Raw genomic sequence first — 23,228 nt, forward strand, 5'->3', positions numbered from 1 at the left:
CGATCAATGCCCGGGATCGAATTGGATGGGCAGCGTCATGGGTCCGCTCAGCCCGGTGAGGGGTTTCCATGGAGCCGGGCCGGTGCGGCGCGGGTTGGGCATGCGCCGGGTCATGATCGCCAGGGCCTCGGCCAGCTCCAGTCTGGCCAGGTTGGCGCCCAGGCAGTAGTGCATGCCGGCGCCGAACGTCTGCATCGGCGGGGCGCCTTCGCGGGTGATGTCGAGGCGGTCGGGCTCGGCGTAGACGGCGGGGTCGCGGTTCGCGGCGGCGGTGTTGGCGATGACCAGTGTGCCGACCGGGATCAACACCCCGGCGATTTCGACGTCCTCGAGGGCGACGCGCAGGGTGGCGGCCGCGATCGGGGAATGGCGCATCGTCTCTTCGACCGCTTTGGCCGCGAGTTCGGGATGCCGGGCCAGCAGCTCCCACTGGTCGGGGTGGTCGCACAGGGCGTGCACGGAGGCCGCCAGCTGGTTGCGGGTGGTGTCGGTGCCGGCGATCAGGAGGCCGGCCGCCAGCATCCGTAGCTCGTCGGCGCCGAGGTGATCGCCGTCGTCCTCGGCGCGGATAAGCTCCGAGATCAGGTCGTCGGTCAGCGTGTGGCGCCGCTGGGCGACCATCGCGTCGGTGTAGGCGTCGAGTTCGTCCCACGCGGCCAGGATGGTCCGCTGGTGAGCCGCGACGTCCCAGCTGAACGCCTTGAAGACGTCGTCGGTCCAGTCCGAGAAGAGCTGCCAATCCTCGGCCGGGGCGCCCAGCAGCGCGCAGATGATCGGAATCGGGTACTGGCGGGCGATCTCGCTCACCACCTCGCAGTGCCCGGTTGGGGAGTGGCGGTCCACCAGTTCGGTGATCACGTCGACGATCGTCGCGCGCAGCCGCTCGGTGGCCCGTGGTGTGAAGGCCTTGGACACCAGTCGTCGCAGCCGGTGGTGCTCGGCCCCGTCGAGGCTGATCAAGTTGGTTGCGACGCGCTGCCATAACGGGCCGCTGGTGATGCCCTGGGAGGCCAGGAACATGCCCTGCGGCAGGCGGAATCGGGGGTCGCGCAGCACCGTTCGGACCAGGTCGTAGGTCAGCAGCTCCGGCCCGTGCGGGCCGAGCGCGATCGGCGCCCGGCGCCGGGCCCGATGCAGGATCTCGTGCGCCTCTGCCGGGCTCTGGCAATGGTCGTAATCGATCGTTGGCAGCCCGGCGGCGAAGACGCTCGGGCAGGTCGGCGCATCAACCGCGATGGTCATGGTGTTCCCCAGGGGTCGTCGGTGAAGTGCTTTCACCAGCAAGTCTTGGTGGCGGGGGACCGCGTCACACGCGTAGTCGACTACCCCAGTTTTCGTTGACGGAGAGTGTGCACTCAGGGCTTTGAATGTGAGTCCAGGGCGCCCTGGGTGCACTCGGCGCGTAGCCTCGCCGTATGCGAAGGACTTTCGTCGTCACGCTCGCGTTCGGGGTTATCGTCGCGCTATTCGGTCTGATCTGGGCGCTCCAGGGGTTCGGTGTGCTCCTTGGTAGCCCGATGAGCAATACGACAACCTGGTCGATCATCGGTCCCATCACCGTGCTGATCGGCATCGCGATCGCGGCGTTCAGCTGGCGGAAACTCTCGTCGAAATAACGATTCACCGCTCCGACACGGTGAAGTCCACCGTGTGCCAGCCGGTGGCCCCGTCGGGGACGCTACCGACCTCATCCGGCGTTTGGGTGGCTCCGGTGTTGTCGGTGGCGCGCACGGTGATGCTATGTCTCCCAGGCTTTTTCGCCTGCCAAGGGAAGCTCCACAGCCGCCACGTGTCGTTGGAATAGCTCGTGCCCTGCTCGGCGGGCTGCCACCCGCCGTCGTCGATGCGAACCTCCACGGCCCGCACTCCGCGGTTCTGTGCCCACGCGACGCCGCCGAACACGACGGGCCCCATCGGGACCTGCTGGCCGCCTTTCGGCACGTCGATCCGCGACTCGGTCTTGATGGGTGCGCGCGGCGCCCAGCCCTGCCGCGTCCAGTAGGCCTTCGCCCTGTCGAAGCGGGTCAGCTCCAAATCGACGACCCACTTGGTCGCCGACACGTACCCGTAGAGCCCGGGCACCACCAGCCGGGCCGGGTAGCCGTGCTCGATCGGCAGCGGCTGACCGTTGAGGCCGACCGCCAGCAGCGCGGCGCGGCCGTCGGTGAGCGCCTGCACGGGCGTGCCGGCGGTGAACCCGTCGATCGACGTCGAGAGCACCATGTCGGCGTCGGCGTGCACGCCGGCCGCGGCCAGCAGGTCCGCCACCCGGTAGCCCGTCCAGAGGCCGGTCGAAATCAGGCTTCCGCCAACGGGATTCGATACGCAAGTCAGCGTCGTCACGGTTTCGACGATGTCGAAGCGGGCCAGGTCGTCGAAGCGGTAGGTGGTTTCGCGGTCCACCATGCCGTGGATGCGCAGCTGCCAGTCGCCGTGGCTGAGCTGGGGAACGGTCAGCGCGGTGTCCACGCGGTAGAAGTCGGCGGCCGGCGTGATAAAGCTCGGCAGCGCAACGCCGTTCGGTTGCACATCGGCGGGTATGGGTGGCGCCGGCGTGCGCGGGTGGGGGAGCGCGAAGCCGGTGCGGTCGGCGGCCACGGAATGCACCAACCGCGTGACGACCGCGCCCGCCACGCCGCTTACGACGCCGAATCCGAGCAGTCCCAGCATGACCAACCTGCGCCTGCCCGCGTCCGGATCGTCGTCCGAATCACCGGGGCTCGACCCGATCCGGCGGGTGAGCAAACGAAGGGTCGCCACGCCACAGGCGGCGCCGGCGAGCGTCGGGATCGTGTCGAGGGCCGCCGCGCCCGGCCGCGACAACACGGCGAGGCAGCCGAGGACGCCCGCCGCGGCGATCGTGGCGCTGCCCAGGGGGCGGCGCGGGGTCTCGAGGGTCCCGGCGATGGCGGCGATCGTGGCGATCGCCACCAGGACGACGATGGCCACAAACGGCTTGTCCAGGGAGCCGAGCGTCTGGATCGCCCACTCTTTGACGGGTCCCGGTGTCACGTCGACGGCCACCGAGCCGATCGCGGCGCGCGCGTCGGCCCGCGCGCCGAACGGGATGCCCACCAGCTGGGCTACCCCGAGCGAGACGGCCGCGGCGGCGACGCCGGCGATCATCCGCTCGTTCGACGGGGCGACGGCCATCGAGCCACTCTACCCGCGTTCGCCGCCCCATCGGGGGCCGCAAACACCTTGCCGTGCAGGAAAACCGGTGAACCGGCCGCACGGCTAGTCTGGAAACAGCCGAAATGCCCGCTTCGGCTTGCAGATATGAAAAAAGTGATTTAGCCTCCGACACCCTGTATATCCGCTTATCTTGGGCTTTGTAGGCCCGGGGGACGCATGGGAGCGTAAGACTTGACCGCGACCCGCCGAACGATGCGTTCGTCGATTCCGGTTGTCTTGAAGCGCTTGGGGTTTGGTGATGCGCCGTGACGCGCGCGACGGCGGCCGAGCAGATCGACAGCGAAAACCCATGGCCGGGGCTCGAGTCGTTCGACGAATACGCTCGCGCGTTCTTCCACGGACGTGGCCACGAATCGACGACACTGCTGAGTTGCGTCCTCGACGCCCCGGTCACCCTGTTGTACGGGCGCTCCGGCCTCGGCAAGACGTCGTTGCTGCGTGCGGGCCTGTTCCCCTTACTGCGCGACAACCACTTTCTGCCGGCCTACGTGCGCTTCGACCTCGCGCCGGGCGCCGCACCCCTCACTCATCAATTGCGGCAATCGGTCTACGACTCGATTCGGGCCGAGGTGCCCGATCCGGTGCTGCCTTCGGAGGATGAATCTCTTTCGGAATATCTGCATCGCGACGACTTCGAGCTCCGAAGCGAGCGGGGCGAGCAACTTACGCCGGTGATCGTCCTCGACCAGTTCGAGGGACTCTTGACGCCCGCTCAGCGGGTTGCCGACCTCGTTCGGGAATTCAGGAATGAGCTCGGTGAGCTGGCCGAACGCACGGGCAACCACAAGCTGCTGATCAGCGTTCGGGAGGAATCTGTCCCAGACCTCGAAGCGTGGCGCCAGCTCATGCCTTCACTCGGGCAGTCGCGGATGCGCCTGCTGCGGATGGGGACGAGCGAGGCGGTCGACGCGGTCCACAAACCGGCGGAAGAGATGATGCCCCGCTCGCTGGCGCGCCGGGTGGTGGCGATCGTCGCGGGCGAGCACCTCCATCGCGCCCGGCCCGGCTTCGATGATTCGGGAGCGCTGGAGGTGGAACCCGCGCTGCTCAGCTTGTTCTGCCGCGAACTCAACGAGGAGCGGAAGCGGCGCGGCCAGAGCCACTTCGACGAGCTGCTGGTCGAGGACGCCAAGCGGGAGATCCTGTCGAACTACTACCTGTCGTGTGTGCGCGATCTTCCCCCGCGCGTCGCCCAATTCATCGAGTCCGAGCTCATCACCGAGAAGGGATTCCGCGACAGCTATGTCCGCGAGGAAGCGGTGCCGTCGCGGCTCACCGACGACGAGCTGACCCGGCTGATCGGGTCGCGGCTGCTGCGCCTCGAGGAATACCACGGCGCGCAGCGCATCGAGCTCGCGCACGACGTGCTCACCGATGCGGTGCGAGAGCATCGGGACCGGCGACGCGCCGGAAAGGTGAACGGCGCCTTGACATCCCGCGCGGACGGCCAGCAGGCCGGACTGGAAGCCGCCCAGCGACGCGCGGTCGCCCTGCGCAAACGCGCACAGATCCTCGTCGCCGCGTTGGCGGTCACCGCCGCCGTCGCCCTCGTCGCCGTGATGCTCGGCGTGCAGGCCGTCCAAGCCCGGCACGAGGCGCAGCTGCAGCTGCACCAGAAGCTGCTCACCCAGCGCCAGATCCTGATCGCCGAGGCGCAGGACATGCTGGCTGGCACCCAGCCCGGCGGCGACGCCCGGGCATTCCAGCAGATCCTCGCCGCGCGCGCCCTGCTCACCCCCTCCGACGACGGCCCGCTTTACACCGCGGTCGCCCAACGGGCCAGCACCCTCAAGATCATCACCGGCCACACCGGCGCGGTGAACGGCGTGGCGTTCAGCCCCGACGGGCACCGGCTCGCCAGCGCCGGCCTCGACAAGACCGTGCGGGTGTGGAATGCCGACACCGGCCAACAGGTGGGCGCGCCCCTGACCGGTCATCAGGACAACGTGATCGGGGTGGCGTTCAGCCCCGACGGGCGCCGGCTGGCCTCCGCGAGCATGGACAAGACGGTCCGGATATGGGACGCCGACACGGGCCAACCGGTCGGCGCCCCGCTGCGCGGCCACACCGGTTCGGTGCTGGGCGTGGCGTTCAGCCCGGACGGGAACTGGCTAGCCACCGCGAGCAGTGACCGGACCGTGCAGCTGTGGGACGTCCGGACCGGCTACTCGCCCGGCCCCCGCCTCGTCGGTCACACGGGCTCGGTGGTCAGCGTGGCGTTTCGCCCCGACGGGCAGCGGCTGGCGACGGCGAGCGACGACCAAACGCTGCGGCTGTGGGACGCCCGGACCGGCCAACCGGTCGGCGGCCCCCTGGTCGGCCACATCGGCCCGGTGCTCAGCGTCGCGTTCAGCCCGGACGGGCACCGGCTGGCCTCCGCGAGCATGGACACGACGGTCCGGATCTGGGACGCCGACACGGGGCAGGGGCTCGGCGGACCGCTGACCGGCCACAACGGACCGGTGCAGGGCGTGGCGTTCGGCCCCGACGGCCACCGGGTGGCCAGCGCGGGCGCCGACCAGACCGTGCGGCTGTGGGACGCCGACACCGGCCGCGACCGCGGGTCGGCGCTCGTCGGGCACAGCGGCATCGTGAACGGCGTGGTGTTCAGCCCCGACGGGCGCCGGCTGGCCACCGCCAGCGCGGACGCCACCGTACGGCTGTGGGACGCCGGGCAACCGTTCGGCGCGCCGCTGGTCGGCCACACCGGCAAGGTGAACAGCGTGGCGTTCAGCCCCGACGGCCGCCGCCTGGCCTCGGCCAGTGAGGATCAGACGGTGCGGCTGTGGGAAGCCGGCACCGGCCAACCCGTCGGCGTGCCCCTGCGCGGCCACACCGGCAGGGTCAACAGCGTGGCGTTCGGCCCGGACGGGCGCCGGCTGGCCTCGGCCGGCGACGACGGGACGGTGCGGCTGTGGGACGCGGGGACCGGCCAGCCGCTCGGCGTGCCCCTGCTGGGTCACTCCGGCGCCGTGCTCAGCGTGGCGTTCAGCCCCGACGGCCGCCAGCTGGCGTCGGCCGGCGACGACCGGACGGTGCGGCTGTGGGACGCCGCCACCGGCAAGTCGATCGCGCTTACCGGCCACACCGGCAAAGTGGACGGCGTGGTCTTCAGCCCCGACGGGCGCCGGCTGGCCTCGGCCAGCGTCGACCAGACGGTGCGGCTCTGGGATGCGGGCACCGGGCACTCGGTCGCCGTCATCGATGGCCACGCGGGCCCGGTATTCAGTGTCGCGTTCGGTCCGGACGGGCGCCGGCTGGCCACCGCGAGCGGCGACCAGACGGTGCGGCTGTGGGACGCGGGAACCGGACAACCGGTCGATGACCCTCTACGAGGGAACGGCGACACCGTGAACGCTTTGGCCTTCAGCCCCAACGGGCAGCGGCTGGCCACCGCGGAAACCGAAGGGACGCTGCAGCTTTGGGACGCCGCCACCGGCCAACCGTTCGGCGCCTACCTCGAAGGCCACTCCGGTCCGGTGCTCAGCGTCGCGTTCAGCCCCGACGGGCAACGGCTGGCCTCCGCGGGCGCCGACACCACGGTGCGGCTGTGGCCCGCGGACGCCTCGCCGGAGATGCTGTGCGCCAAGCTGACCTCGAACATGAGCCGCCAACAGTGGCGCGACTGGGTGTCGCCCGACATGGGCTACGTCAAGCTTTGCCCCGGGCTGCCGATCGCGGGCAGCGGCTAACTCGGCGCCGGATGGCGGACGAAAGCCCGCGGCTGGGTGAACGCCCGGATCCCGTCGACGCCGAGTTCCCGGCCCAGGCCCGACTGGCCGCAGCCGCCGAACGGCAGACGCGGGTCCTGCGCGGCCAGGCCATGGCAGTTGACGCTGACCGTGCCCGCGACGAGCCGGGCCGTGATCCGGTCGGCGAGCGCGTCGTCGCCGGTCCAGACCGACGCGGTGAGGCCGAATTCGGTTGCGTTGGCGGCGGTTACGGCGTCGTCGACGTCGTCGTAGCCGAAGATCGGCAGCACCGGGCCGAACTGTTCCTCGGTGGCCAGCCGCGAATCGGGGGCGAGGCCGGTGACGACGGTCGGCAGCGCGAAGTAGCCACCGGAGCCGGCGTCGGCCTCGCGGATCACCCCGGCCGTGCGCACCGACGCGCCCTGGGCCGCGGCGTCGCCGACCAGCGCGGCGACCCGGTCGCGCCCGGCGGCGGTGTGCAGCGGGCCGAGCGTGGTCTCCTCGGCGAGGCCGTCGCCGATCACCTCCCGCTCGCAGCGCGCGAGCATCGCCTCGGCCAGTTCGCCGACCCGTTCGGCGGGCGCGTACAGCCGCTTGATCGCCATGCAGACCTGGCCGCCGGTGGTGTAGGTCGCCGTCACCAGCCGCTCCAACAGCTCGTCGGTGACCTCGATGTCCGGCGCGATGATCGCGGCGTCGTTCCCACCCAGCTCGAGCAGCACCGGGGTGAGGCGCGGCGCGGCGGCCGCCATGACGGCGCGTCCGGTGGCGACGCCGCCGGTCAGCGAGATCAGGTCGATGCCCGGGTGGGTGACCAGCGCCTGGGCCAGCTCGCTGCCCGGTCCGGACAGGACGTTCACCACGCCCGGCGGCAGCGCCGCGGCCAGCGCCCCGGCGAGCCGCAGCGCCGCCAGCGGGCAGCTCGGCGGAACCTTGGCGACGGCGGTGTTGCCCGCCGTCAGCGCCGACGCCAGCTTCGTCATCGTCAGCGCGAGTGGCCAGTTGAACGGCAGGACGACCGCGGCGACGCCGAACGGCTCCCGGTGCAGCCGCGGGTAAACCGAGCCCGGGTCGACCTGTTCGGGCGCCAGGGCCGCCTCGGCCATCGAACCGATCAGCGCGGTGAGCCCCGGCCCGGTGCTGATCTCGAAGTTCGCCTCGCTGAGCACCTTTCCGTGTTCGCGGGTGTACAGCCGCGCGCCGTCGCGCGCGGCCAGCTGTTCGGCGGCCGTGGCCGCGGCGACCGAGAGGGCGGCGACCCGCTCGGCGACGCCCAGCGCCCGCCAGCCCGCCGCCGCGTGCCTTGCCGCCGACACCGCGGCGTCGAGTTGGGCGCGGTCGGCGGCGGGCGCGTGGCCGACGATCTCGGCCGGCCGGGCCGGGTTGTGCACGGGATAGGTTCCGGCGCCGCCCCGCTGCGGCTCGCCGCCGATCGTCAGGACCGGCCCGTCACCGGCGGTTTGGCTTTCGCGCGTGATCGTCGTCGATCCCGTCATGACCCGTCTCCCTTGACCCGGCCCCGTTGTCCCGCCATCGTAAGTCGCTATGACGCCGATCACATTTCTGGCCCGATGAAAGCCGTCGTCCTGCGCGAGGTCGGACGGCCCACGGCGGTGGAGGAGCTCGCGCTGCGGCCCCTGGGCGCCCACGAGGTCCGGGTGCGGCTGCACGCCAGCGGCGTGTGCCACAGCGACCTGTCGTTGCGCGACGGTGCGATCCCGACGCTGCTGCCGTCGACGCTCGGGCACGAGGGCGCCGGGATCGTCGCCGAGGTGGGCGCCGACGTCACCACCGTCAGCCCGGGGGACCACGTGGTGCTGACGTGGAACGTGCCCTGCCGCTCCTGCCCGCACTGCCTGCGCGGCGAGGCGCAACTGTGCGTGCACGGCTACGACCACGCGTACGGCGGCCCGTATGCCGAGGGCGCCGGCGCCCCGGTGTGGCCAGGGATGGGGGTCGGGTCGCTGGCCGAGGAGACGCTGTTGCCGGCGGCGGCGGTGGTGCCGGTCGACGAGTCGCTGCCGCTCGACCTCGCGGCGCTGCTGGGCTGCGGCGTCACCACCGGGGTGGGCGCGGTGATGCGCACCGCGGCCGTGCGTCCGGGGGAGAGCGTGCTCGTGATCGGTTGCGGCGGTGTGGGTTTGGCCGCGATCCAGGGTGCGCGGCTGGCCGGTGCGGCGCCGATCATCGCCGCCGATCGGGCGGTCGGCCAGCTTCCGGCCGCGGTGGCCAACGGGGCAACCGACACCATCGACGCCGGCGAGGCCGACGTCGTCGCCGCGGTGCGCGATCTCACCGGGGGACTCGGGGTCGACCACGGGATCGAGGTGGTGGGCAAGCCCGCAACCATGCGCCTGGCCTACGACGCCACCCGCCGCGGCGGCAAGGTGACCCTGGTGGGCGCCGCCGGCGTCGCCGAGGAGGTGACGTTTCCCGCGCTGTCGTTGATGGCCGACGGCAAGGCGATCCAGGGCAGCGTCTACGGCGCCAGCGACCCGGCGCGCGACATCCCGGTGCTCGCCGCGCTGGCCCAGCGCGGCAAGCTCGACCTCGAAGCGTTGGTGACTCGGCGGATCGGCATCGACGACGTCGAGGCGGCGTTCACCGACATGACCGCCGGCCGCGGCGCTCGCAGCGTGGTGTGCTTCGCGTAATCCTCAGGGCGACAGCGTGATTGCCTGCTCCGGGCAGTTCTGCTCACCGGTCTTGGCCTGCGCCTCGAGGTCGCCCGAGACTTCCTCGACGAGCACGACGCAGTGGCCCACGTCGTCGGCGTCGAAGACGTCGGGAGCCAGGGTGTAGCAGCGCCCATGCCCGGTGCAGCGGTCGGGGTCGACCGACACTCTGCTCACGACGCCGGGAACACCAACGGCAGCGACTCCACCGACCGCAGCGCCGCGGTGTAGGTCAGCTGTGTGCCGGGCTTGACCTCGTATTCCGGTATGCGGCGGTGGAATTCGCGCAGCGCCACCCGCAGCTCCATGCGGGCGAGGTGGGATCCCAGGCAGCGGTGCGGGCCGCCGCCGAACGCGCGGTGCCGGTTGGGGTTTCGGCTGAAGTCCACGACGTCCGGATCGGGGAATTCGGCGGGGTCGGTGTTGGCCGCGCCGAGCAGCGGGCTGACGCGTTCGCCCTTGCTGATGGGGCACCCGCCCACCTCGGTGTCCTGGATCGCGACGCGGGCCACGCCCGGCACGGGCGTCTCCCAGCGCAACAGTTCCTCGATGGCGCTCGGCAGGATGTCGGGCTGCTCGACGAGTTGGCGACGGTGCTCGGGGTGGCGGGCCAGGAACACGAAGAAACAGTCCAGGGAGTCCGTCACGGTGTCCAGCCCGGCGATCAGGAACAGGATGCAGATGTCGAGCAGCTCCTCGCGCGTCAGCGGTTTGCCTTCCACGTTCGCCGCGATCATGGCGGACAGCACGTCGTCGCGCGGGCTGGCGATGTGGTCGTCGATGGCGCGCTCGAAGTACTCGTAGATCTGTTGCGCCGTGGGAGCGCCGGACTCGTGACGGCGGTCGAAGCCCGCGTCGCCCTCCGGCCGGATGATGCCGTCCTTCCACTGAAGGAACTGGTCGAGATCCTCCAGCGGCAGGCCGAGCAGCTGCAGGAAGACGGTGCAGGGGAGGGGAACCGCGAACTCCTCGTGGAAGTCGCATTCGCCCCGCCCGGCGAAGCGGTCGATCATCTCGTTGACCAGCTGGCTCACTTGGGGCTCGCGCCGGGCCATCTCCCGCGGGGTGAACAGCGGGTCCAGGACGCGGCGGTACTTCGCGTGATTGGGCGGGTCGATTTGCAGCGGGATCATCGGCCGGACGTTGCCGAGGTCGACGGCGTCCATGTTCGACGAGAACAACTCCGTGTGTTTGAGGGCCATCTCGATGTCGGCCAGCCGGCTAAGGACCCACGCCGACGGCGAGCGGAATACCGGGGTGGTTTCGCGCAACGCCTTGTACATCGGCTGCGGGTCAGCGAGCCCCGCGAACGCCTGATCGACATACCCTTCGGTTTCTGCCATGGGGTCAATGTGACACCAACATCGCTATTTAGGCAATGATTAGGTAATTGCGGACGCGGCCGAATGCCGCTGGTCAGCAGATTCCGCGGCGAGTACCGTGGACCGTCGCGGACGAGTTGGCCGGGCGGCCGCGGCTCGCGTGTCGAGTCGAGGAAAGTCCGGACTTCACAGAGCAGGGTGATTGCTAACGGCAATCCGAGGTGACTCGCGGGAAAGTGCCACAGAAAACAGACCGCCACCCTCGCGGTGGTAAGGGTGAAACGGTGCGGTAAGAGCGCACCAGCATTCCGGGTGACCGGAGTGGCTAGGCAAACCCCACCCGAAGCAAGGCCAAGAAGGCCGCACCCGGTGCGGCTGCGCAGGCGTTCGAGGGTTGCTCGCCCGAGCCTGCGGGTAGGCCGCTCGAGGCACCCGGCAACGGTGTGTCCAGATGGATGGTCGCCGCCCCGCCGCCGTTGCTTATGCCGCGGCGGCGGGGAACAGAATCCGGCTTACAGGCCAACTCGTCCGCCCACCGCGTTAAGGCTCAGCGCACCGCCTTGGCGAGTTTGCGCAGCGCGTCGTCGAGCTGCTGGCGGCACCGCTCGGCGAGGTCGGCCTCCTGCTGGTACAGCAGCCCGTAGGTGAAGGTGTCCTCGCCGGCGGTGTGCGCGGCCTCGGCCTGGTGACCCAGGTGTTCGCGGCTGACGACGCTGTCCTGGTGATCGCCCAGCAGCGTCTGGATGGCCTTCGCCTGCTCGGACACCTGCGTGGCGCCAGTGGCCGCGGCGGTGTAGCGAAGCCGCTTGGCGCGCTTGCGAATTCGATGCAGCGCCAGGTCGTGTTCGTGCTCGTCGCCGGATTCCAGCTGGGCGGCGGCCCTGGCGGCCTTGCGGACCTTGCGGTAGGCGGCGTCGAGGGTCACCGGCGCCGGCTCCACGCCCTCGACGGCCGCGGGAGCCTCGGCCACCCACGCGTCGAGGGCGTCGAGCAGCCGGAAATACCGCTGTGAGCGCATCGCGATGAGCGAGCGTCGCAGGCCGGTCTGGTAGCGGCGGCGCGCCCCCTCGACGAGGCGTTCGCGGACGCGTCCGCGCACCAGCTCGGCCGGCAGCTTGTCCAACGCCTGCTCGTAGCGCTCGGCCAGGACCTCGGCGTCGCGGGCCGCACCCAGCACGTTGCCCAGCTCGCGGAGCTCGTCGAGGATCCACGCGTCCTCGGACGGCCCGGGAGACCCCTGGGAATCGGCCAGCAGGCTGCGGATCTTGCGGATGGTCACCCGCATCTGGTGCACCGCGTCGTAGGCGTCGGCGCGCACCGCCCGATCCCACACCAGCAGCTCGCCGACCTGCTCGGCCACGGCCCGGTGGACCGGGTCGGCGGGCAGTGCCGCGCCGTCGGGACGCGCCGGCGAGCCGAGCACGCGGGCCAGCTTGGAGGCGTGACCGGCCGGTGCGGCACCGGCGTCGAGCAGCCGATTGCTCAACCGGCTCAGCAGCTCAGTGTCGGCCGCGCCGTTGCCTTCGGCGAGCTCGAGTTCCCATTCGCGCCACTCCTGTTCGGCGGGTTGCGCGTCGGAGTCCCCGGCCGCCCACGCGGTGACGTGGTCGTTGCTGAACTCGGCCAGCGCCGCCCCGTCGGCGCCGTAGAGCACCTGCGTTTCGCGCTCGGTGCTGATGCGGGCGACGGGTTGCAGCGGGCGCTCTCTCACGATGGCCAGCACCACGTCCCGCAACTCGTCCGGCACGGTGTCGGGCTCCGACGCGTCCAGCGGCGCGCGCACCTCGGTGCGCGCCTCCGGGCCCGACGGCAGCTTCAGGTGCCAGCCCGCGTCGTGGCCGCCCGTGCGGCGGCGCAGGGTGATTTTGTTGCGCGCCAGGTCCTGCGTCGGCGTGTCGAAGTACGTCGCGTCGAGCGATTCGACCGGCGACTTGTCGACGTGAGCGACCGCGGCGATGCCTTCGAACGACGGTGACACCGTGGACTCCACCACGTCGAACTTGCGCTCCACCTCCAGATGACGCGAGGTTTTCGGCGCTTTCACAGGCATTCTCGGCTCCATTGCGGCGGCGGATTGAGGCGGCGGGTGGGCAACCCATAGGGTGCCACATCGCGGTAAAGCGCTACCCGTTGAGATGCATCGCCCCGCCGGTCAGCTGACGGATCGTCTGGATTTCGCTGTCCTGAAACGGCCGCCCGTCGGGTTGCAACAGGTCATGGAACCACACGTCGGGAATCGAGGGGTACGGGTGATCCCACGAATCCCACGGGAAGTACGTCTGGGTCTTTCCCGCGACGAGGCCCCAATTGATCGCACCGACCTTGTGGCGCTTGGCAATTGGCAGGATGTCCGCGACGGTGCTGCCCAGGGGCCGGGCCAGGTACTCGGTGCAGAGAATCGGCCGATCTTGGGACGCCAGCTCGTTGATGCGGTTCTCGAAGTCCGCCGGCCCGCCGTAGGAGTGGAAGGTCAGGAAGTCGGAGTTGTTGAGCTGAATGGCGGCGATCGCGCCGGTGCTTCCGGCGTCGGGCCATTCGCCCTGCCACACGGCGCTCGTCAACGGCTGGGCGGGATCAACCGCGCGGGCCCACCCGAACACCTGCGGAAGCAGCTCGGCGACCAGCTGCTCCTTGTCCGGCCTCTCGACCGACGCGTAGTGGTGCGAGGGATTGTCGGGCTCGTTCCACAGGTCCCAACCCAAAACCCGGTCGTCGTTGCGGAATTGGGTCAGCACCGCCGTCACGTAGGCGCGCATGGTGTCGAGGTAGCCGCGGTCGCCGAGGCGTTCGGCGCCCGGGCTCTGGACCCAGCCCGAGTTGTGGACGCCGGGCGTCGGGGCACGCTGCGGGCCGAGCTTGGGGAACGGGTCCCAGCAGGAGTCGAACAAGACGAACAGGGGCTTGATGCCGCGGTCGGCCGCGATGGCGACGAACTGGGCAAGGCGGGCCTGGAACCCGCGCTGATCCTGGGTCCAGAGCTGGTCGTGCAGGAACACCCGCACGGTGTTGAATCCGGCGGACCGGGCCCAGCCCAACTCCACATGGATGCGCAGCGGGTCGAAGGTGTCGGGCTGGAACATCTCCAGCTGGTTGATGGCGTTCGACGTGACGTAGTTGGCGCCGACGAGCCACCCCTGCGCCCGGTACCAATGGTCGGCGCGCTCGGGTGACCACCGGCTCGCTTCCGGCGGACCGGGGGACGGTTGTGCGGCGGCGCGAGGCACTCGCGCCAGGCTAGCGCCTCCTGCCAGTAGCAGCGGCAACTTCAAGACCGTTCGGCGGTGCACGAAGCCACCACGAGTGCCGATGTGTTCAACCCCCCGCCACGGAGTCACGACTGTTTACAGAAGAAATCGTACTCCCTGTCACGCAACGGATTTCAGCAAAAACTTGTCTGGACAGGGTCGACTCTTCAACCGGGGAAAAGGCCCGGGCGCGGGCCTTCCGGCTAAGCGGCCTCTAGAAGCAGTGCTCCTCGGCGGGGAAGGAGCCCTCGGCCACCTCTTGAGCGTATTGCGTTGCGGCCTTTCGCAATTCGGCGCCGATGTCGGCGAACCGCTTGACGAACCGCGCGGGCTTGCCGCCGCTCAGGCCGGCCATGTCCTGCCACACCAGGACCTGGGCGTCGCAGTTGGGACCGGCCCCGATGCCGATGGTCGGGATGGTGAGCTTGCCGGTGATCTGGGTGGCCAGCTCGGCGGGCACCATCTCCATCACGACGGAGAACGCCCCGGCCTCGGCGACCGCGATGGCGTCGTGCACGGTCTGTTCCGAGGCGTCGCCGCGGCCCTGCACCCGGAAGCCGCCGAGGCTGTTCACGCTTTGCGGCGTGAAGCCGATGTGCGCCATCACCGGGATGCCCGCGGCGGTCAGGCAGGCGATCTGGTCGGCCACCCGCTCGCCGCCCTCGAGCTTGACGGCGTGCGCGCCGCCCTCCTTCATGAACCGGGTGGCGGCGGCCAGCGCGGCGGCCGGGCCGGCCTCGTAACTGCCGAACGGCAGGTCGGCGACGACCATCGCGTGCTCGGCGCCGCGCGCCACGCCGCGCACCAGCGGGATGAGCTCGTCGATCGAGACGGGCACCGTGGTGTCGTAGCCGTACACGACGTTGGCGGCCGAATCGCCGACCAGCAGCACCGGGATGCCGGCGTCGTCGAAGATCCGGGCGGTCGAGTAGTCGTAGGCCGTGAGCATGGCCCACTTGTGGCCCTCGGCCTTCATTTTCTGCAGGTGGTGGGTGCGGATCCGGGTCGGCGGCTTGGCGGACGCAGGCGGGTTTGCACCGTAAGGGTTCTGCTCAGACATCATTGTCCCTGGTAGTGGTCGGATCGATCCTCGTGGCCGTTAAGGTCCCCGGGTTCGCTGACTCCCGCCATTCTGCCATCTCCGATGCGCGGTTGCACCGCCCGTGTGATGTGAGACATACCATTGGCGGCCATGCAGCGGCTCAGCGGTCTCGACGCCAGTTTCCTCTACCTCGAGACCCCCGCGCAGCCCATGCATGTCTGCTCGATCATCGAGGTGGACACCTCGACGATGCCGGGCGGCTACACCTTCGACCGGCTCCGCGACGCGCTGACGCTGCGCCTGAAGGCGATGCCGCAGTTTCGCGAGAAGCTCGCCGACAGCGCGCTGAACCTCGATCACCCGGTGTGGGTGGAGGACGAGAGCTTCGACGTCGACCGCCACCTGCACCGCATCGGGTTGCCGCCGCCGGGCGGCCGCAGCGAGCTGTCGGAGATCTGCGGGCACATCGCGTCGCTGCAGCTGGACCGGAGCCGGCCGCTATGGGAGATGTGGGTCATCGAAGGCGTGGCGGGCGCCGATTCCGATCGGGTCGCGGTGATGACCAAGGTGCACCACTGCGGGGTGGACGGGGTGACGGGCGCCAACCTGATGTCGCAGCTGTGCGGCACCGAGGCCGACTCGCCCGCGCCGGATCCGGTGGACGGCGTCGGCGGTGGCAGCGGGTGGCAGATCGCCGCGGGCGGGCTGGTCCGGTTCGCCAGCCGGCCGCTGCGGCTGGCCAACGTGCTGCCCCAGACCGTGTCCTCGGTGGTCGCGACGGTGCGCAAGGCCGTCGAGGGCCAGGCGATGGCGCGTCCGTTCGCCGCGCCGCGCACCGCGTTCAACGCCTCCATCACCGGCCGCCGCAACATCGCGTATGCGCAGCTGGACCTCAAGGACGTCAAGACCGTCAAGAACCACTTCGGTGTCAAGGTCAACGATGTCGTGATGGCCCTGGTGTCCGGGGTGCTGCGCCAGTACCTGGCCGAGCGCGACGCGTTGCCCGACTCGTCGCTGGTGGCGTCGGTGCCGGTGTCGGTGCGCGGAAAGTCGGATCGCCCGGGGCGCAACCAGGTTTCGGCCATGTTCTCCAGCCTGCACACCGAGATCGCCGAGCCGGTCGAGCGGCTGGCGGCCATCGCCGAGGCGAATTCGCTTGCCAAGGAGCACAGTTCGGCGATCGGCGCCTCGCTGCTGCAGGACTGGACGCAGTTCGCCGCGCCGGCGGTGTTCGGCATCGCTATGCGGCTGTACGCCCGGACCCGGCTGACCGAGAGCATGCCGGTGCACAACCTGGTGGTCTCCAACGTCCCGGGCCCCCAGGAGCCGCTGTACTTCCTGGGCTGCGAGGTCAAGGCGATGTACCCGCTGGGGCCGATCTTCCACGGCTCGGGGCTCAACATCACCGTGATGTCGCTGAACGGCACCTTGGACGTCGGGCTGACCTCGTGCCCGGAGTTGCTGCCGGACCTGTGGGAGATGGCCGACGACTTCGCGGTGGCGATGGAAGAACTGCTCGCGGCCGCCGGATAGTTCGCCGCTGGAGGCGCTCATCAGAATCTCAGGTTGGCTCTGGCAGCATATGTGGACATGGGGTTGTCTCGCCGCGACAAGGTCGCGCGCACGCTGCTGATCTGGACGGCGATCGCGGCCGTGGCGATGCTGCTCGCCGGTTGCCTCCGCGTGGTCAATGGGCGCGCCGTCATGGCGGGGCCCAAGCTGGGCCAGGCGGTCGAATGGACGCCGTGCCGCTCGTCCAACCCCAAGACCAAGATCCCCAGCGGCGCCATGTGCGGCAGGCTGGCCGTGCCCGTCGACTACAACCACCTCGACGGCGACGTGGCGACGCTGGCGATGGTCCGGTTCCCGGCGACGGGCGACAAGATCGGCTCGCTGGTGATCAACCCCGGCGGTCCCGGCGAGTCCGGCATCGACGCCGCGCTCAGCGTCGTCCAGACGTTGCCCAAGCGCATCCGCGAACGCTTCGATCTGGTCGGCTTCGATCCCCGCGGGGTCGGGTCGTCGCGGCCGGCCATCTGGTGCAACTCCGACGCCGACAACGACCGTCTGCGCACCGAGCCGAACGTCGACTACAGCCCCGCCGGCGTCGCCCACATGGAGGACGAGACCAAGGAGTTCGTCGGCCGCTGCGTCGACAAGATGGGCAAGGACTTCCTGGCGAATGTGGGGACGGTCAACGTCGCCCGCGATCTGGACGCCATCCGCGCCGCGCTGGGCGACGACAAGCTGACCTACCTCGGCTACTCGTACGGCACCCGGATCGGCTCGGCCTACGCCGAGGCCTACCCCACGAAGGTGCGCGCGATGATCCTCGACGGCGCCGTCGACCCCAACGCCGACCAGATCGAGGCGGATCTGCGCCAGGCCAAGGGATTTGAGGACGCGTTCAACGACTTCGCGACCGACTGCGCCAAGCAGCCGACCTGCCCGCTGGGCACCGATCCCGCCAAGGCCGTCACCGTCTACCACAGCCTGGTCGACCCGATGGTGGACCCGAACAACACGATGGTCGGCCGGCCGATACCCACCAAGGACCCGCGCGGGTTGAGTTATGCCGACGCCATCGTGGGCACCATCATGGCGCTGTACTCGCCGTCGCTGTGGCACCACCTGACCGACGGCCTGTCCGAACTCGTCGACCACCGCGGCGACACGATGCTGGCGCTGGCCGACATGTACATGCGCCGCGACCCGCACGGCCACTACAGCAACGCCACCGACGCCCGGGTGGCGATCAATTGCGTTGATCAGCCGCCGATTACGGACCGCGCCAAGGTGATCGACGAAGACCGCCGGTCGCGCGAGGTGGCGCCGTTCATGAGCTACGGCCAGTTCACCGGGGACGCGCCGCTAGGCACCTGCGCGTTCTGGCCGGTGCCGCCGACCAGTAAGCCGCACGCCATCACGGCGCCCGGCCTGGCGCCGACGGTGGTGGTGTCGACCACCCACGACCCCGCGACTCCCTACAAGGCCGGCGTCGACCTGGCGCAGGAGCTGCGCGGCTCGCTGCTGACCTTCGACGGGACCCAGCACACGGTGGTCTTCCAGGGCGACAGCTGCATCGACGACTACGTGACGCAGTACCTGATCGGCGGCGACACGCCGCCGAGCGGCGCCAAGTGCTAGGGCCGTCGTCTCGCCGAGACTGCGCTCAGCGCGAGAAATCCGGCCATTTTCAGCGCTGAGCGCAGTCTCGGCGCAGCAGTGGCGACGCGCCGACGCGAGACCAAGCCGTGACCGTTTCGCGGCCCGACGGGAATACGCGGCTGCAAACATTGACAGCCATGTCGCGCCTGAGAACGCTGAGCTCGGCGCTGCTGTCGTTCGGGATTTTCGTTGTGGGACAACCGGTGCTGCCCGTGGCGGGCGCGACCCCGGAACCGGGTGCGGGCCAGACCCCGACCCCGGCTCCGCCGGCCGCCGCGGTGCGTTCGCAGAACTGGGGCGGCTGCAGCCAATTCCTGACCGACACCAGCGACGTCCCCACCGCCCAGTGCACCACCGTGTCGGTCCCGGTGGACTACGCCAATCCGGGTGGCGCGCAGGCCAAGTTGGCGGTGATCCGGGTGCCCGCGACGGGCCGCCGGATGGGATCGCTGTTGATCAATCCGGGCGGGCCGGGTGCGTCCGCGGTCGACATGGTCGCCGGCATGGCGTCGGACCTGGAAAACAGCGACATCACCCGAAACTTCGACCTGGTCGGGTTCGACCCTCGAGGGGTGGGCCACTCGACCCCGCAGTTGCGCTGCCGCAGCGACGCCGACTTCGACGCGTTTCGGCGCGAACCGATGGTCGACTACAGCCCGGGCGGCGTGGCACACATCGAGCAGCTCAACCAGCACCTGGCCCAGCAATGCGCCGGCCGGATGGGCAACGCGTTCCTGGCCAACGCGGGAACCGCGTCCGTCGCGCACGACATGGACATGGTCCGCCAGGCGCTGGGCGACGATCAGATCAACTACCTCGGCTACAGCTACGGCACCGAGCTGGGCACCGCCTACATCGAGTCGTTCGGGGAGCACGTGCGCGCGATGGTGCTCGACGGCGCCATCGACCCGACGGTGGATCCGGTCACCGAGAACATCAACCAAATGGCCGGATTTCAAACGGCTTTCAACGACTACGCCAAAGACTGCGCCCGCTCGGCCGGCTGCCCGCTGGGCACCGATCCGGCGCAGTTCGTCAACCGCTACCACGCCCTGGTCGACCCGCTGGTCGCCAAGCCGGGCCGGACGAGCGACCCGCGCGGCCTGAGTTACGCCGACGCCACCACCGGCACCATCAACGCGCTTTACACCCCGCAGCACTGGAAGTACCTGACCAGTGGCCTGCTCGGGCTGGCGCGCGGCACCGACGCCGGCGACCTGCTGCTGCTGGCCGACGATTACGAGGGCCGGGACAAGAACGGGCACTACAGCAACGACCAGGACGCGTTCAACGCGGTGCGGTGCGTCGACGCCCCGACGCCGACCGACTCGGCGACGTGGGTCGCCGCGGATCAGAAGATGCGCCAGGTCGCCCCGTTCCTGAGCTACGGGCAGTTCACCGGCAATGCCCCCCGCGACCTGTGCGCGCTGTGGCCGGTGCCCGCCACTTCCAGGCCGCACGCCGCGGCGCCCGTCGCGCCCGGCAAGGCCGTCGTCGTCTCCACGACGCACGACCCCGCCACCCCGTACCAGGCCGGCGTCAACCTGGCCCGGCAGCTCGGGGCCCCGCTGATCACCTACGACGGCACCCAGCACACCGCCGTGTTCAACGGCGATCAGTGCGTGGACACCGCCGTGGTGCGCTACTTCGTGGCGGGCGCGCTGCCGCCCGCGTCGTTGCGGTGCCGGTCCTGACCTAAACCGCGCCCCTTCCCTCGGGCCTCCTGTTACGTTGCATGCACCTGACGGGTGGAGGACCGCCGGGCTAGTGACAACCGGGGCTAGCTGGTAGGTGGACCGACATGTCGTTTCTCATCGCGGCACCGGAATTGATGGCGGCGGCCGCGTCGGATCTGGCCGGTATCGGGTCGACGCTCGGCGCGGCCCGGGCGGCGGCGCTCCCGACGACGGGGGTGCTGGCCGCGGGGGAAGACGAGGTGTCCGCGGCCATCGCGGCGCTGTTCTCCGCCCACGGCCAGCAGTTCCAGGGACTCGGCGCGCAGGCGGCCGTGTTCCATGACCAGTTCGTGCAGGCCCTGCGCGCGGCGGCGGGGGGCTATACGGCGGCCGAGGCGGCGAATTCCTCGCCGCTGCAAACCGTTTGGCAGGACGTGCGGGGTGTGATCAACGCGCCCACCGAGTTGTTGTTGGGGACTCCGCTGATCGGCAACGGCACCAACGGTGCGCCGGGAACCGGGCAGGCCGGCGGGCCGGGCGGGCTGTTGTGGGGCAACGGCGGCAACGGCGGGTCGGGCCTACCGGGGCAACCCGGCGGCCGCGGCGGTAATGCCGGGCTGCTCGGCAACGGCGGCCAGGGCGGGACCGGCGGGGCCGGTGCCACCGGCGGCGTCGGGGGAGCGGGCGGCACCGGCGGCGCCATCTTCGGCAATGGCGGTGTCGGCGGCACCGGAGGCGCAAGCACCGCGGGTGGCGGTGTCGGTGGCGCCGGCGGGCCCGGCGGCGCGGGCGTCGGTCTGCTGAGCGCGGGCGGGACCGGCGGTGTGGGCGGGACCGGCGGCACCGGGTTGGCGGGCACCGCCGGCTCGATCAACGGCGGGGACGGAGGCGCCGGCGGTGTGGGCGGTGCCGGCGGCCCGAGCTCGGGCTTGTTCGGTGAAGGTGGCACCGGGGGCGCCGGCGGCGATGGCGGTCCCGGCGGCAGCACCACCTTCAGCGGCGGTGTCGGCGGCACCGGTGGCGTTGGCGGTAACGGCGGAATCGGCTTGAACGGCGGCCATGGCGGCAACGGCGGTGCCGGCGGCCAGGGCGTCCTCACCACCGCCAGTGGCGCCATCGCCGGCGGGGGTGGTGGTGGCGGGGGCGCCGGAGGCAGCGGCCAATTGGGCGGCTTGTTCATCACCGGCGGCACCGGTGGCACCGCCGGAGCCGGCGGCCCCGGCGGCGGTGTGGAACTGATCGATCCCAGCCTCAGCCTCGACCTGACCAGCGGCGGCGGCGCCGGAGGACAAGGGGGCGGCTCGAACTTGCTGATTACCGGCGGCACCGGTGGCGGCGGTGGCGGTGGCGCCGCCGTCAACGTCGGCGCCACCACCATCACCGGTGGCAACGGCGGCAACGGAGCTGGTCCCGGCGTCTTCGTCCTCAACGGCGGTGGCGGCGCCACCGCCACCGGGACCACGGCCTCCTCCGTGGAACTCGCCGGTGGCGGTGGTGGCGGTGGTGGCATCGGCCTTAGCGGCACCGGCGGCGGCGGTGGCACTGGCGGCGGCGTCGGCGGCGGCACCGGCGGCAGTGGCGGCAGCGGCGGCACCGGCGGCAGCGGCGGCGCCAACGGCCACAGCGGCACCGGTAGCGGCGGCGGCACGGCCGGCGCCGGCGGCGTCGGCGACGTCCTCAGCGGCGGTGGCGGCGGTGGCGGTGGCGGCAGCGCCGCCGTCATGGGCACCGGCACCGGCACCGCGACCGGCGGCCGCGGCGGCACGGGCCTCTAGCCCGACCCATTTCGGCGGCCGATCGACGCAACGGCACAGCTTAAAAGCACCTCGGTAACACAAAATTAACAGCCGTTGCCTACTGTTCGAGTTATGGATCGACAGAAGGAATTCGTCCTCCGCACTCTGGAGGAGCGAGACATCCGCTTCGTTCGGCTCTGGTTCACCGATGTGCTCGGCTACCTGAAGTCCGTCGCCATCGCCCCGGCCGAACTCGAGGGCGCCTTCGAGGAGGGCATCGGCTTCGATGGCTCCTCGATCGAGGGCTTCGCGCGCGTCTCCGAATCCGACACCGTCGCCAACCCGGACCCGTCGACCTTCCAGGTGCTGCCCTGGGCCACCTCGTCCGGCCACCACCACTCCGCGCGGATGTTCTGCGACATCACCATGCCCGACGGCTCGCCGTCCTGGGCGGACCCGCGCCACGTGCTGCGCCGCCAGCTGCAGAAGGCGAACGACCTCGGCTTTTCCTGCTACGTGCACCCGGAGATCGAATTCTTCCTGCTGAAGCCCGGCCCCGACGACGGGACGCGTCCCGTCCCCGTCGACAGCGCCGGCTATTTCGACCAGGCGGTGCACGACTCCGCGTCCAACTTCCGCCGCGACGCCATCGAAGCCCTTGAATTCATGGGGATTTCGGTCGAGTTCAGCCATCACGAGGGCGCGCCCGGCCAGCAGGAGATCGACCTGCGCTTCGCCGACGCGCTGTCGATGGCCGACAACGTGATGACGTTCCGTTACGTCATCAAGGAGGTCGCGATCGAAAACGGCGCGCGGGCGTCGTTCATGCCCAAGCCGTTCGCGGAACATCCCGGCTCGGCCATGCACACCCACATGAGCCTGTTCGAGGGCGACGTCAACGCCTTCCACAGCACCGACGACCCGCTGCAGCTGTCGGACGTGGGCAAGTCGTTCATCGCCGGGATCATCGAGCACGCCTCGGAGATCAGCGCCGTCACCAACCAATGGGTCAACTCCTACAAGCGGCTGGTGCAGGGCGGCGAGGCGCCCACCAACGCGTCGTGGGGCGCGGCCAACCGGTCGGCGCTCGTGCGGGTGCCCATGTACACGCCGCACAAGACGTCGTCGCGGCGGATCGAGGTGCGCAGCCCCGACTCGGCGTGCAACCCGTACCTGGCGTTCGCGGTGCTGCTGGCCGCCGGGTTGCGCGGGGTGGAGAAGGGCTACGTGCTGGGTCCGCAGGCCGAGGACAACGTGTGGGACCTGACGCCCGAGGAACGCCTCGCGATGGGCTACCGCGAGCTGCCCACCAGCCTGGACGCCGCGCTTCGCGCCATGGAGGCCTCCGAGCTCGTCGCGGAAACCTTGGGGGAGCACGTGTTTGACTTCTTCCTGCGCAACAAGCGCACGGAGTGGGCGAATTACCGCAGCCACGTCACGCCCTACGAGCTGAGCACCTACCTGTCGCTTTAGGCGG

At 70.5% G+C, this 23,228-nt stretch carries 16 protein-coding genes and 1 other RNA gene; 9 read left to right on the top strand and 8 right to left on the bottom strand.

From position 1 onward, the window contains the following. Nucleotides 1-3: 3 nt before the first annotated feature. Nucleotides 4-1,242 (bottom strand): cytochrome P450, encoded by a 1,239-nt coding sequence (locus AC5Y7V_RS16770; protein WP_499881163.1) that lies wholly within the window; start codon nt 1,240-1,242, stop codon nt 4-6. A gap of 173 nt (nt 1,243-1,415) precedes the next feature. Here AC5Y7V_RS16770 and AC5Y7V_RS16775 point away from each other — a divergent pair, with 173 nt between their 5' ends. Then, nucleotides 1,416-1,616, top strand: coding sequence for a hypothetical protein (locus tag AC5Y7V_RS16775; protein ID WP_499881164.1), 201 nt, complete (start codon nt 1,416-1,418; stop codon nt 1,614-1,616). A gap of 4 nt (nt 1,617-1,620) precedes the next feature. Here the strand turns inward: AC5Y7V_RS16775 and AC5Y7V_RS16780 are convergent, their stop codons facing one another. Further along, nucleotides 1,621-3,153 carry a molybdopterin-dependent oxidoreductase gene (locus AC5Y7V_RS16780; RefSeq protein WP_499881165.1) on the bottom strand — a complete coding sequence of 511 codons (1,533 nt, stop codon included), beginning with the start codon at nt 3,151-3,153 and terminating at the stop codon, nt 1,621-1,623. Nucleotides 3,154-3,440: 287 nt separating this feature from the next. On the opposite strand from AC5Y7V_RS16780, the gene AC5Y7V_RS16785 reads away from it, so the two are divergent. Continuing rightward, nucleotides 3,441-6,887, top strand: a complete 3,447-nt coding sequence (locus AC5Y7V_RS16785; RefSeq protein WP_499881166.1) for an nSTAND1 domain-containing NTPase — start codon at nt 3,441-3,443, stop codon at nt 6,885-6,887. On the opposite strand, the gene AC5Y7V_RS16790 is transcribed toward AC5Y7V_RS16785, so the two are convergent. Beyond that, the gene (locus tag AC5Y7V_RS16790) at nt 6,884-8,383 is read right to left on the bottom strand and encodes an aldehyde dehydrogenase family protein (RefSeq protein WP_499881167.1); all 1,500 of its coding nucleotides are present in this window, start codon (nt 8,381-8,383) and stop codon (nt 6,884-6,886) included. The two genes, AC5Y7V_RS16785 and AC5Y7V_RS16790, sit on opposite strands and share 4 nt — an antisense overlap. A 75-nt stretch (nt 8,384-8,458) precedes the next feature. Here AC5Y7V_RS16790 and AC5Y7V_RS16795 point away from each other — a divergent pair, with 75 nt between their 5' ends. Then, nucleotides 8,459-9,541 (top strand): Zn-dependent alcohol dehydrogenase, encoded by a 1,083-nt coding sequence (locus tag AC5Y7V_RS16795; protein ID WP_499881168.1) that lies wholly within the window; start codon nt 8,459-8,461, stop codon nt 9,539-9,541. A gap of 3 nt (nt 9,542-9,544) precedes the next feature. Here the strand turns inward: AC5Y7V_RS16795 and AC5Y7V_RS16800 are convergent, their stop codons facing one another. Continuing rightward, on the bottom strand, nt 9,545-9,739 hold the full coding sequence (locus AC5Y7V_RS16800) for a ferredoxin (RefSeq protein WP_499881169.1): 195 nt from the start codon (nt 9,737-9,739) through the stop codon (nt 9,545-9,547). Then, entirely contained in the window at nt 9,736-10,905 is a 1,170-nt protein-coding gene (locus AC5Y7V_RS16805) for a cytochrome P450 (protein ID WP_499881170.1), read from the bottom strand. Before AC5Y7V_RS16805 ends, AC5Y7V_RS16800 begins: the two co-directional genes overlap by 4 nt. A 112-nt stretch (nt 10,906-11,017) precedes the next feature. Here AC5Y7V_RS16805 and rnpB point away from each other — a divergent pair. After that, nucleotides 11,018-11,415, top strand: an RNA gene (gene rnpB / locus AC5Y7V_RS16810) — RNase P RNA component class A. 16 nt (nt 11,416-11,431) lie between these two features. Here rnpB and AC5Y7V_RS16815 read toward each other — a convergent pair. The 3 genes from AC5Y7V_RS16815 to panB all read right to left on the bottom strand — a co-directional run bounded on the left by AC5Y7V_RS16815 (nt 11,432) and on the right by panB (nt 15,189). Beyond that, the gene (locus tag AC5Y7V_RS16815) at nt 11,432-12,934 is read right to left on the bottom strand and encodes a CYTH and CHAD domain-containing protein (RefSeq protein WP_499881171.1); all 1,503 of its coding nucleotides are present in this window, start codon (nt 12,932-12,934) and stop codon (nt 11,432-11,434) included. A gap of 73 nt (nt 12,935-13,007) precedes the next feature. Then, nucleotides 13,008-14,171 carry a cellulase family glycosylhydrolase gene (locus tag AC5Y7V_RS16820; protein WP_499881172.1) on the bottom strand — a complete coding sequence of 388 codons (1,164 nt, stop codon included), beginning with the start codon at nt 14,169-14,171 and terminating at the stop codon, nt 13,008-13,010. 172 nt (nt 14,172-14,343) lie between these two features. Then, nucleotides 14,344-15,189, bottom strand: a complete 846-nt coding sequence (gene panB, locus AC5Y7V_RS16825) for a 3-methyl-2-oxobutanoate hydroxymethyltransferase (protein WP_499881173.1) — start codon at nt 15,187-15,189, stop codon at nt 14,344-14,346. Between the two features lie 132 nt (nt 15,190-15,321). Here panB and AC5Y7V_RS16830 point away from each other — a divergent pair, with 132 nt between their 5' ends. The 5 genes from AC5Y7V_RS16830 (at nt 15,322) to glnA (ending at nt 23,224) form a co-directional block, all read left to right on the top strand. Continuing rightward, nucleotides 15,322-16,704, top strand: a complete 1,383-nt coding sequence (locus AC5Y7V_RS16830; protein ID WP_499881174.1) for a WS/DGAT/MGAT family O-acyltransferase — start codon at nt 15,322-15,324, stop codon at nt 16,702-16,704. 51 nt (nt 16,705-16,755) lie between these two features. Continuing rightward, nucleotides 16,756-18,318 (top strand): alpha/beta hydrolase, encoded by a 1,563-nt coding sequence (locus AC5Y7V_RS16835; protein ID WP_499881394.1) that lies wholly within the window; start codon nt 16,756-16,758, stop codon nt 18,316-18,318. A 149-nt stretch (nt 18,319-18,467) separates the two neighbouring features. Further along, complete coding sequence (locus tag AC5Y7V_RS16840; protein ID WP_499881175.1) at nt 18,468-20,033, top strand: alpha/beta hydrolase; 1,566 nt, start codon at nt 18,468-18,470, stop codon at nt 20,031-20,033. 107 nt (nt 20,034-20,140) lie between these two features. Then, nucleotides 20,141-21,790 (top strand): PE family protein, encoded by a 1,650-nt coding sequence (locus tag AC5Y7V_RS16845; protein ID WP_499881176.1) that lies wholly within the window; start codon nt 20,141-20,143, stop codon nt 21,788-21,790. Nucleotides 21,791-21,883: 93 nt separating this feature from the next. Further along, entirely contained in the window at nt 21,884-23,224 is a 1,341-nt protein-coding gene (gene glnA, locus AC5Y7V_RS16850) for a type I glutamate--ammonia ligase (protein ID WP_499881177.1), read from the top strand. Nucleotides 23,225-23,228: the final 4 nt, after the last annotated feature.

The sequence above is a fragment of the Mycobacterium sp. NGS34 genome, from assembly GCF_059812845.1.